Source organism: Pseudomonas sp. KCJK9058, from assembly GCF_046230975.1.
In the GTDB taxonomy this organism is placed as follows: Bacteria; Pseudomonadota; Gammaproteobacteria; order Pseudomonadales; family Pseudomonadaceae; genus Aquipseudomonas; species Aquipseudomonas alloputida.
In genome coordinates, this window is sequence record NZ_JBJJLR010000057.1 from 17,246 (window position 1) to 26,571 (window position 9,326).

The 9,326-nt window shown below is 62.0% G+C and carries 12 protein-coding genes and 1 riboswitch; of the genes, 6 read left to right on the forward strand and 6 right to left on the reverse strand.

The window, feature by feature from the left end:
* Window positions 1-103: 103 nt before the first annotated feature.
* Both mqo and ACK59Z_RS22805 read right to left on the reverse strand, forming a co-directional pair.
* Entirely contained in the window at window positions 104-1,612 is a 1,509-nt protein-coding gene (gene mqo / locus ACK59Z_RS22800) for a malate dehydrogenase (quinone) (RefSeq protein ID WP_003247357.1), read from the reverse strand.
* A gap of 601 nt (window positions 1,613-2,213) precedes the next feature.
* On the reverse strand, window positions 2,214-2,447 hold the full coding sequence (locus ACK59Z_RS22805; RefSeq protein ID WP_003247356.1) for a hypothetical protein: 234 nt from the start codon (window positions 2,445-2,447) through the stop codon (window positions 2,214-2,216).
* A gap of 145 nt (window positions 2,448-2,592) precedes the next feature.
* On the opposite strand from ACK59Z_RS22805, the gene ACK59Z_RS22810 reads away from it, so the two are divergent.
* A complete protein-coding gene (locus ACK59Z_RS22810) occupies window positions 2,593-3,177 on the forward strand; it encodes a YajG family lipoprotein (RefSeq protein ID WP_003247354.1) in 585 nt (194 codons plus the stop codon).
* Window positions 3,178-3,251: 74 nt separating this feature from the next.
* Here the strand turns inward: ACK59Z_RS22810 and ACK59Z_RS22815 are convergent, their stop codons facing one another.
* Complete coding sequence (locus tag ACK59Z_RS22815) at window positions 3,252-3,458, reverse strand: hypothetical protein (RefSeq protein ID WP_003247353.1); 207 nt, start codon at window positions 3,456-3,458, stop codon at window positions 3,252-3,254.
* 160 nt (window positions 3,459-3,618) lie between these two features.
* Between ACK59Z_RS22815 and ACK59Z_RS22820 the strand changes: the two genes are divergently transcribed.
* Window positions 3,619-3,879: a hypothetical protein gene (locus ACK59Z_RS22820; RefSeq protein ID WP_108192141.1), complete on the forward strand. Its 261-nt coding sequence runs from the start codon at window positions 3,619-3,621 to the stop codon at window positions 3,877-3,879.
* 123 nt (window positions 3,880-4,002) lie between these two features.
* Here ACK59Z_RS22820 and ACK59Z_RS22825 read toward each other — a convergent pair whose 3' ends face one another.
* Window positions 4,003-5,172: a 1-acyl-sn-glycerol-3-phosphate acyltransferase gene (locus ACK59Z_RS22825; RefSeq protein WP_003247351.1), complete on the reverse strand. Its 1,170-nt coding sequence runs from the start codon at window positions 5,170-5,172 to the stop codon at window positions 4,003-4,005.
* A gap of 122 nt (window positions 5,173-5,294) precedes the next feature.
* Here ACK59Z_RS22825 and ACK59Z_RS22830 point away from each other — a divergent pair, with 122 nt between their 5' ends.
* The 4 genes from ACK59Z_RS22830 to ACK59Z_RS22845 all read left to right on the forward strand — a co-directional run bounded on the left by ACK59Z_RS22830 (window position 5,295) and on the right by ACK59Z_RS22845 (window position 7,422).
* Window positions 5,295-5,480 carry a CPXCG motif-containing cysteine-rich protein gene (locus ACK59Z_RS22830; RefSeq protein WP_003247349.1) on the forward strand — a complete coding sequence of 62 codons (186 nt, stop codon included), beginning with the start codon at window positions 5,295-5,297 and terminating at the stop codon, window positions 5,478-5,480.
* Window positions 5,480-5,740: a putative signal transducing protein gene (locus ACK59Z_RS22835; RefSeq protein ID WP_019750456.1), complete on the forward strand. Its 261-nt coding sequence runs from the start codon at window positions 5,480-5,482 to the stop codon at window positions 5,738-5,740. Before ACK59Z_RS22830 ends, ACK59Z_RS22835 begins: the two co-directional genes overlap by 1 nt.
* Before the next feature lie 15 nt (window positions 5,741-5,755).
* A complete protein-coding gene (locus ACK59Z_RS22840; RefSeq protein ID WP_003247346.1) occupies window positions 5,756-6,376 on the forward strand; it encodes an SOS response-associated peptidase in 621 nt (206 codons plus the stop codon).
* 227 nt (window positions 6,377-6,603) lie between these two features.
* Window positions 6,604-7,422 carry a M48 family metallopeptidase gene (locus ACK59Z_RS22845; RefSeq protein ID WP_003247344.1) on the forward strand — a complete coding sequence of 273 codons (819 nt, stop codon included), beginning with the start codon at window positions 6,604-6,606 and terminating at the stop codon, window positions 7,420-7,422.
* A 43-nt stretch (window positions 7,423-7,465) separates the two neighbouring features.
* Here the strand turns inward: ACK59Z_RS22845 and ACK59Z_RS22850 are convergent, their stop codons facing one another.
* Entirely contained in the window at window positions 7,466-8,050 is a 585-nt protein-coding gene (locus ACK59Z_RS22850) for a TMEM165/GDT1 family protein (RefSeq protein WP_012051194.1), read from the reverse strand.
* A gap of 88 nt (window positions 8,051-8,138) precedes the next feature.
* Window positions 8,139-8,278: riboswitch (yybP-ykoY riboswitch) on the reverse strand.
* 39 nt (window positions 8,279-8,317) lie between these two features.
* Entirely contained in the window at window positions 8,318-9,316 is a 999-nt protein-coding gene (locus ACK59Z_RS22855; protein ID WP_409293692.1) for a methyltransferase, read from the reverse strand.
* Between the last annotated feature and the right edge of the window lie 10 nt (window positions 9,317-9,326).

Consider the following 9,326-nt stretch of genomic DNA (forward strand, 5'->3'; position numbering starts at 1 on the left):
GAACCTGTGGGAGCGGGCAAGCCCGCGAAGAGGCCGGCACAGGCTGATAGGTCTCCAGGCACAAAAAAACGCCCCGAGGGGCGTTTTTTCGTTAGCAGGCGGTTCAGGCGTAATGCTTGGCCGCCGGGCTGCTTTCTGCCAGGTCCAGGGCCGCGTCGTTATCGGCACTGATCTTGTGGTACAGCGCAGCATCGGTTGCCAGGGTCTTCTCGCGAGCCGGGAAGATTTCCTTGAGCTTGGCAGCCCAGGCGCCCTTGGCCTGCTCGGGGAAGCAGCGCTCGATCAGTTCCAGCATGATCGACACGGTCACCGAGGCACCCGGCGATGCGCCGAGCAGTGCTGCCAGGCTGCCGTCCTGGGCCGAGACCAGCTCGGTACCGAACTGCAGCACGCCGCCTTTTTTCGGGTCTTTCTTGATGATTTGCACGCGCTGACCCGCCACTTCCAGGCGCCAGTCCTCGGCCTTGGCCTGCGGATAGAAACGACGCAGGGCTTCCAGACGCTGCTCCATCGACTGCATCACTTCGCTGACCAGGTACTTGGTCAGGTCCATGTTGTCGCGGGCCACGGCCAGCATCGGGCCAATGTTGCCCATGCGCACCGACAGCGGCAGGTCCATCAGCGAGCCGTGCTTGAGGAACTTGGTGGTGAAGCCGGCATACGGGCCGAACAGCAGCGAGGTCTTGCCGTCCACGACGCGGGTGTCCAGGTGCGGTACCGACATCGGCGGGGCGCCGACAGCGGCCTGGCTGTAGACCTTGGCCTGGTGCTGCTTGACGATTTCCGGGTTGTCGCAACGCAGCCACTGGCCGCTGACAGGGAAGCCGCCAAAACCTTTGCTTTCCGGGATGCCGGACAACTGCAGCAGCGGCAGGGCCGCGCCGCCGGCGCCGAGGAAGACGAAGCGGGCGTCGACTTCACGGCTGCCGCCGCTGTTGACGTCCTTGATGCTCACGGTCCAGCCGCTGCCGTTACGGCGCAGGCCGACAACCTTCTTGCTGTACTTGACCTGCGCGTCCGGCGAGTCGCCCAGCAGCTTGAGCAGCTTGTTGGTCAGTGCGCCGAAGTTGACGTCGGTGCCTTTGGCCACGCGGGTAGCGGCGATGTGCTGGTCGGCCGGGCGGCCAGGCATCATCAGCGGCATCCAGTCGTTCATCACGGCCTTGTCTTCGGTGTATTCCATCTCGGCGAAGGCGTGGTGCTGCTTGAGCAGCTCGAAGCGCTTCTTGAGGAAGGAAACACCCTTGTCACCCTCGACATAGCTCAGGTGCGGGACAGGGTTGATGAAGGCACGCGCCGAGCCGAAGTTGCCCTTCTTGCTCAGGTAGGCCCAGAACTGGCGCGAAACCTCGAACTGGGTGTTGATGTGCACGGCCTTCTTGATGTCGATGCTGCCATCGGCGGCCTGCGGCGTATAGTTCAGCTCGCACAGGCCGGCGTGGCCGGTGCCTGCATTGTTCCAGGGGTTGGAGCTTTCCGCGGCCCCGGAGTCCATCGCCTCGACGACCTCAAGCTTCAGGGTCGGGTCAAGCTCCTTGAGCAGTACGGCCAGGGTGGCACTCATGATGCCCGCGCCTACCAGTACCACATCAACCGATTCGTTCTGCGCCATTTAACGCGTCTCCACAATCTACAGCTACCTAATTGACAGCATAGGACCTGGGTTTGCCAGGGTCGCCATGTCCGACTTTTCGCAGTTCTTGCAACTTCCGCGGACACCGCCAATCAGTCTTCGGGTTCGTGTATTGAACGCCGTTTGCCACAGGTGCGGCAATTCGACTTATGGTCAAGGTGTCGTGCGTGCGTTATGGAACGGTTCAGACACTCATACGGGATGAGCGCATCTGCCGCCTGTTCAGGGCTGTTCGGGACACATCTGCCGCTTTTGCACATGCCAGACTGTTCATTTGCTCGCCACACTCTTGTGAAGTTGTGAAAACCGTTTTTTCACGCTCTTTTGGAGACGTGAACCTCAAAAGGGGACTGCGCGATGGCAACCCGCAGGTTCATGCAGTGTGAAGGGCCGGAAAAAGCAGGCACGACAGCCGATGCAAGACCTGAGTGGAAGGCTCTCTGTGGGCGAGGCGGTGAAGTTGCCGGGGTCAATCGGCGAATGCGGGGCCCGATCAGGAGACGTCCTTATAATCGGGGGGAGATTATAGCGATGTCGCGGGCAGAAATGTCGCCATTCGTGGTTTTTATTGCAGCGTTTGTCAGGCAGCGAGGAGGCGTTGGTGCCAACGGCGCTTTGCACGGGCGCAAACCCGGGCTTCGGCGGGCAGTTCGCGCCCCAACCAGGCCAGCTGAATTTCGCTGATCTGCACCCAGTCGATGCCCCGTGGTGCCTGGCTGCATTGCTTGAAGGCCAGGCATTTGCCATCAGCGTCAAGGCGGGCATAAGCGTTGTGACGCGGCCGTTTGAAGAGCTGAGTCCAGAGCGAGGTCATGGCGGCGAGTCCTTTGCGTTAGGGCTTGGCGCAAGGATAAGGGTGTGGCGATGAAACGATTGTGACAAGCGGATCGGGCCGATGACTGGTCTGTGCCTGGCTAGGTATACTGTGGGCCTTTGCCGCATTTTCTGGAGAAACGCGCATGTTGCAACGTCTGTTGTTCGGTTTGATCGCCGTGGCCAGCCTTAGCCTGGTCGGTTGTGCCCACAGCCCGCAACAACTCAACCCGCAACCCACGCTCAAGGCCCAGCTGGCCCCGGTCGGCCATGGCCAGCCGGTGGTGGTCCGGGTAGTTGATGGCCGGCCTTCGCCGTCCCTGGGTACCCGCGGTGGCATGTACCCCGAGACCAGCACCATCAGTGTCAGCGGTAATGACGTGGTGCCCAAGCTGCAGGCTCAGGCTGAAGCTGCTGTGCGCCTGCTCGGCTTCACCCCGACCCCGAACGCCTACAATGCGCCGCAGCTGACCGTCACCCTGGCCGAGCTGAAGTACCAGTCGCCGAAAGACAACCTTTACGTGACCGAGGCCACCATCGGCGCCACCTTCCGCGCTGATGTGACCAATGGCGGCCGCCGTTACAGCGGCCGTTATGGCGCTTCGCTGGACCAGCGTTTCGGCATGGCGCCGAATCAGGACACCAACACCCAGCTGGTGGGTGATGTGCTGAGCGATGCCCTGACCCGCCTGTTCAAGGACCCGAGCATCGGGCAGGTGCTGGGTCAGTAAGCTTCAGGTTGTGTCAGAAAACCCGCTGCCTGAGTGACAGGCAGCGGGTTTTTTGTTGTCTGGATGGCACAGATTTACGCCGCTTCTATGTGGAAATCCAGCAAGCTGAACCCTGTGCCTGCATCCACTTCGGGCAAGTCCTCATGCACATGTCCGCCAAGCGCACAGTAGACCAGCCACTGGCGGTCCTGCACATTGATGGCAAAACCATCGATCAGCGCCTGTTGTTCATCGCTCTGGGCAACGAGGTAGAGGCGGTCCTGGTTTTCGGCGTGCAACATGAAAAAGCTCCGGGTCATCAAAAGGTCGACAGGGTCGCCTGTATGGATGACGAGCGGATGACAGATGAAATTTAACGACAGTTTGTCGCCGAGGCCGGGCGCCACGGTGCGACTTGGGTAGAATGCTGGCCTTTGCCACTGCTCACACCGAGGTTGCGTGATGTCCTTGCAAGTGCTCTGGGGGTTCCTGGCCGCCCATCCCACCAAGCTGATCAACCTGCTGGCGCTGCTGCTGACCTGCCCGGGCGGTTTGCTGCTGCACAGTGCACGGCGGCGCGAGGCCGAAACCCGCGCATACATGGCAGTAGACGAGGGGGTAGTGGACGCATTCGACCTTCGGGTGCCGAAATACTTCTACATCCTGGGCTTTTCGTGCCTGGCGATGGCGCTGCTGCTGTCCTGGTTCAGCACCTGGATCTAAGAACCATCGGGGCCGCGTTGCGGCCCAATCGCGACACAAGGCCGCTCCCACAAGGGTGGACGCAATTCCCTGTGGGAGCGGCCTTGTGTCGCGATTGGGCTGCAACGCAGCCCCCGGGATCGATCAGGCGACCGGTGTCTGCTGCCTGACCTGATACTGGTTGCGCACCGGCGTCGCATACTGCAACACCAGGTACGGCCGCTGCTCTTGCGGACAGGCATCCAGACGCCGTTGCCATTCTTCCTTGGCCTTGGCCAGCTCATCCGCCGGGAACACCTTCTCGGCGCTTGGCACCTGCAGGGCTTCGTCCTTGCCTTCCCACATCGCATACGCCAGGTAATGCACCGGGAACAGTCGGTAGCCCCCCAGAATCTGCCGGTCTATCTCTGCCGCCAGCTGTTTTGTGTCTTCGTGGTACTCGGTTACCGGCGGCGCGAAGTTGATGTGGACTCGGCCCTTGTAGCCGGTAATGCCTTTGGCAATGCTGTTGTCATCTTCGCCCGGCGCCTTCTTGTAGGTGCCGGTTGTGGCGCGGATGTACAGCTCGCGGGCCTTGGCCTGGTCGCACGGGTCGTATTCGTAGCTGATCGACACCGGGGTCAGGTTCAGGCTCTGGATAACCGCACCGAACGGCTCGTCCTTGCGGCTCATGTGGAACATCTTGAGGATTGCCGAGTCGGTGCGGTCGTCACCGTCCTTGGCCCGACCTTCGGCCTGGGCAATCCAGATCGAGGTGGCATCGTTGCGGATCGAGTGGTTGATGTAGGCCGATAGCAGTTGGTAGGCAGCCAGTTTTTCGCGCCGCCCGCTGATCGAACGGTGCACGATGAAGCTCTTGTTCAGGCGCATCATGTCGCTGACAAAGGGCTTTTGCAGCAGGTTGTCGCCAATGGCGATGCGCGGCGTGGGCAGGCCGGCGTGGTACACGGCATAGTTGACGAAGGCCGGGTCCATGACGATATCACGGTGGTTGGCCAGGAACAGGTAGGCGGTGCCTGCCTTGAGCTGTTCCACACCCGAATAGGTGACGCCGTCGGTGGCGCGATCGATGGTCTGGTCGACGTAGTACTCGACTTTGTCCTGCAGGGTCGAGACACAGGTAACGCCTGCGAATTCCTTGCGCAGGCGGCGTGCGATCAAGGGCTTGAGCAACCAGCCGAGAGCACCGGCCGCACGCGGAAAGCGGAAGTGAGTGAGGATATCGAGGAATGCCGGGTCGCTGAGCAGGCGTGCCAGAACGGCAGGGACCTCAGCGTCGTCGTACGGTCGGATGGCATCGAATTCGCCCATCATGCTCTCTTGTTGGAAACGGCTAGGGTAATAAGGTAGGGACGGGCTCCGAAAAACGGCTCGGACGCACACAGACCCTGTAAACAGACCGGCAATTATACGCATAAGTCACTGCGGAGGCCGCGATGCTGGAAACCGACTTCTATGATTGCCCTTATTGTGGCGAACGTGTGGAAACTACCGTCGATCTGTCTGCGGGCGACCAGGTTTATACCGAGGATTGTCAGGTGTGCTGCCAGCCTGTGGTGTGCATTCTGCAGGTGCATGGTGACGAATGGATGCTTGAAGTCCGCCGCGAGGACGACGCCTGATGCAGCGCATCTACGAACCGGAAAGCCTGCTCGAGGCGCAAATGCTGGTGGGCATGCTTGCCAGCGAGGGGATCAATGTGCACGTGGTCGGCCGTGACCTGCTCGGTGCCGCCGGCGAGCTGCCCTTGCAGGGCCTGCTGGGGCTTATCGTGGCTGATGAGCAGGCCGAATGCGCACGGCAGCTGATCGATGCGTACAATGATGCCCAGCCACTGGTTGGCGACGAACCGGAGCATGTCCCCGGTACCTTGATCTGCTAGGTTCTGAATTCGCCCATGTGTGGACGTTATGCCCTGTTTCGCTGGCCCCAGGCCCTTGCCAGTCTGCCGGGTTTTCCCGTCGGCCAGCCGGCCCAATGGAATATATCGCCAGGGGCGTCGGTGCTGATCCAGCGCCAGCTTGATGGCCAGCAGCAACTGGCAAAGGCGCGCTGGGGGTTGACCCCGGCCTGGCTCACCGACCTGTCCCGTACCCCCGCCCATGCCCGGGCCGAAACGCTGGCCGAGCAACCGATGTTTCGCGATGCATTTCGCCAGCGTCGCTGCCTGATGCCAGCCAACGGCTTTTACGAATGGCGTGGCAACGTGCGCAAACGCCCGTTCTGGTTGACCCCGGGGGAGGGCGCGTCGCTGTATTTTGCGGCGGTGTGGGAGGCCTACCCGGTGCAGGACCAGGTATGGCTGAGTTGCGCGGTGGTGACCCAGGCGGCCATGAACCAGCGTCGGCCGCTGATACTGGACGAGGCCGGGCAGGCGGCCTGGCTCGACCCGGACACGCCGGTTACCCGCTTGCACGAGCTGCTGGCCAGCCCACCTGCGACGTTGCGTGAGCGGGCCCTGGCCAACTTCGTCAATGACCCGAAGCTGGATGCGCCGGAGTGTTTGACCCCGGCTTGATGGGGGGATGTGCCGGCCCTTTCGCGGGCAAGCCCGCTCCTACAATGATCGCGTTACCCCTGCGGTAGGAGCGGGCAAGCCCGCGCCTACCCACGGTTGTGTTACCCCTGTAGGAGCGGGCTTGCCCGCGAAGAGGCCGGTACAGGCGACGAAAATCTTCCCTGCGGCTATGGCAGCCACTGGCGACTCGGCCTAGGATACGCCGCATGTGGATAGGGAGTGTTTTCATGCGTAAGTCTTTTGTCGTCAGCCTACTGAGTGCTGGCATCCTGCTGGCCGGCTGCCAGGCGGTGAATACCACCAGCGGCGGTGCTGTTGGCGTCGAGCGCCAGCAGTACATGTTCAGCATGCTCTCGACCGATGAGGTCAACCAGATGTACGCCCAGTCGTATCAGCAGACCTTGGGTGAAGCATCGAGCAAGGGTGTGCTCGACAAGTCCAGCGCCGATGCCAAGCGTGTGCAGGCCATTGCCAACCGCCTGATCGCCCAGGCGCCCAAATTCCGCCCGGATGCCGCGCAGTGGGACTGGCAAGTCAACGTGATCAAGAGTGATGAACTGAACGCCAACTGCGGCCCGGGCGGCAAGATCATCGTCTACACCGGGCTGATCGATCAGCTCAAGCTCACCGATGCGGAAATTGCCGCAGTGGTGGGGCACGAGATTGCTCACGCCTTGCGCGAGCATAGCCGCGAGGCCATGTCCAAGGCATACGGTGTGGAAATGGCTCGTCAGGGTGCCGGTGCCATCTTCGGCCTCGGCCAGAGCAGCATGGCCATGGCCGACACGGTGGTGAACTACGCCATGACCTTGCCCAACAGCCGGGCCAACGAAAACGAGGCCGACCTGATTGGCCTGGAGCTGTCGGCCCGTGCCGGCTACGACCCGAATGCCGCGATCACCTTGTGGAACAAGATGAGCAAGGCTTCCGAAGGTGCACCGCCTGAGTTCATGAGTACTCACCCGGCGTCCGCAAGCCGCATTGCTTCGCTGCAGGCGGCGATTCCTAAGGTGATGCCGCTGTATCAGGCTGCAGCCAAGCAATAAATGCCTGAATCCTGGGGCTGCATGGCAGCCCCCGGTTTTCCCTTTATCCAATCCAGCCACTGGTCTTCATTGCCGAATAGACGGCCACGATTGCCAGCACGAAGAACGCCGTTGCCGCCAGGCGGCGAATCAGCGTCAACGGCAGTTTGTCAGCCGCGAAGTTACCCGCCAGTACCACCGGCACGTTGGCAATCAACATACCCAGGGTAGTGCCAATAATGACCATGATCAGGTGCGGATACTGCGCAGCCAGCATCACGGTGGCGACCTGGGTCTTGTCACCGATTTCGGCCAGGAAGAACGCAATCAGTGTCGTCAGGAACGGCCCGAAACGGCGAGCCGGGTTCTCGTCGTCATCCATCTTGTCCGGTACCAGGGTCCACAGTGCGGTGGCGGTAAAGCTCGCGGCCAGGATCCAGTGCAGTGCCGAATCGCTGAAGAAGCTGCCGACCCAAGCCCCCACGGCACCGGCTGCGGCATGGTTGGCCAAGGTGGCGGCGATGATGCCGGCGATGATCGGCCAGGGTTTGCGGAAGCGGGCAGCGAGAATGAGTGCGAGCAGTTGCGTCTTGTCGCCGATCTCGGCCAGGGCAACGATAGCGGTGGGGACCAACAGTGATTCCAGCATCAGGATTCCTACGGGGGCGGGTCGACACGGCTATGACACGTACAGCCTCCCCGCCCCGGGTAAGGTGTGCGTGTCATAGGTCTTGTCAAACCCTCGATCCGTCTATGCGGATCTCGCCATGCAGGCGTGCATGGTGGGTCGCACGCGCCATGGTCTGTGGACCAAGTATGTTGACGCGTACCGGGCGAGCTGGGTGCTCGCGGGAGACTACTCCCCTAGGACGGTGCGGATTCTGCCTAGACAAAACGCTTTCGGCAAGCGCTGTTTTTATCCGTGAGTGGCCTGGTAGATGCGGAAACCGTCGGCCTCGTCACGTACCTGGCAGTTGCCCAATGCCCCTTCGATCAGTGGCTGGTAACGCAGGAAACTGTTGGCCACCAAGCGTATTTCGCCACCTTTTCGCAGATGAACGGCGGATTTTTTCAGCAAGCTTTCCGAAGCCTGATAGTTGGTATGAACGCCGGTGTGGAATGGCGGGTTGCTCAGGATAAGGCTCAGTTCGGTAGGGGCGGCGTCGATGCCATCGCCACTGATCACTTCGCCTTCCAGGCCGTTGGCAGCCAGCGTCAGGCGGCTGGCGGCCACGGCGAAGGCATCCACGTCCAGCAAGGTCACCCGGCTTTGTGGGTAACGGCGTTTGAGCGTGGCCCCCAGTACCCCGGCACCGCAGCCAAAGTCCAGCATGTGACCACCGGGCAGGCCGTCAAGATGCTTCAGGAGCAGGGCCGTACCTCGGTCGAGTCGGCCATGGCTGAATACCCCAGGCAGGCTGACCACCTGCAGCGGGCCGTCTTCCAGGGCCAGCTCGAAGCGCTCGGCCAGGCTTTCCAGCGGTTTTGCCTGCGGCGCCTGGTCGATGGTCACTTGCCACAGCTGGCAGTGCCGGGCGCTGTCGAGCTTGCGTGGCTTGCCAAAGGCCGCCAACTGCTTGGCCGCGCCCTCGATGCCACCGCGCTTCTCACCGACCAGGTACAGCTCGCGGCCAGCCAGGCGCGACGCCAGGGTGTTGAGCAGATAGGCGGCCAGCTCGCGGGATTTGGGCAGGAACAGCACGGCGCTTTCGAATGCTGCGGCAGGGGCCTCGACGCCGTAATGGCTGCGGCCTGCGAAGCGGCTTTCGAGCATGGCCTGATCGCCGGCATGCCAAGTCCAGGCCTGGGCCTGAGGCAACTGGCCGAGCAGGTTGTCGGCGGGGGCGCCGGCGATCAGCAGCGGCCCCTGAAACAGCTCTGCCTGGCGGAGCAACACTTCACTGCGCGGGTCCATGGACGACGTC

Coding starts and splice junctions, on each gene's coding strand:
- mqo (WP_003247357.1), bottom strand. CDS start 1,612: ATGGCGCAGAACGAATCGGTTGATGTGGTACTGGTAGGCGCGGGCATC.
- ACK59Z_RS22805 (WP_003247356.1), bottom strand. CDS start 2,447: ATGACCTCGCTCTGGACTCAGCTCTTCAAACGGCCGCGTCACAACGCT.
- ACK59Z_RS22810 (WP_003247354.1), top strand. CDS start 2,593: ATGTTGCAACGTCTGTTGTTCGGTTTGATCGCCGTGGCCAGCCTTAGC.
- ACK59Z_RS22815 (WP_003247353.1), bottom strand. CDS start 3,458: ATGTTGCACGCCGAAAACCAGGACCGCCTCTACCTCGTTGCCCAGAGC.
- ACK59Z_RS22820 (WP_108192141.1), top strand. CDS start 3,619: ATGTCCTTGCAAGTGCTCTGGGGGTTCCTGGCCGCCCATCCCACCAAG.
- ACK59Z_RS22825 (WP_003247351.1), bottom strand. CDS start 5,172: ATGATGGGCGAATTCGATGCCATCCGACCGTACGACGACGCTGAGGTC.
- ACK59Z_RS22830 (WP_003247349.1), top strand. CDS start 5,295: ATGCTGGAAACCGACTTCTATGATTGCCCTTATTGTGGCGAACGTGTG.
- ACK59Z_RS22835 (WP_019750456.1), top strand. CDS start 5,480: ATGCAGCGCATCTACGAACCGGAAAGCCTGCTCGAGGCGCAAATGCTG.
- ACK59Z_RS22840 (WP_003247346.1), top strand. CDS start 5,756: ATGTGTGGACGTTATGCCCTGTTTCGCTGGCCCCAGGCCCTTGCCAGT.
- ACK59Z_RS22845 (WP_003247344.1), top strand. CDS start 6,604: ATGCGTAAGTCTTTTGTCGTCAGCCTACTGAGTGCTGGCATCCTGCTG.
- ACK59Z_RS22850 (WP_012051194.1), bottom strand. CDS start 8,050: ATGCTGGAATCACTGTTGGTCCCCACCGCTATCGTTGCCCTGGCCGAG.
- ACK59Z_RS22855 (WP_409293692.1), bottom strand. CDS start 9,316: ATGGACCCGCGCAGTGAAGTGTTGCTCCGCCAGGCAGAGCTGTTTCAG.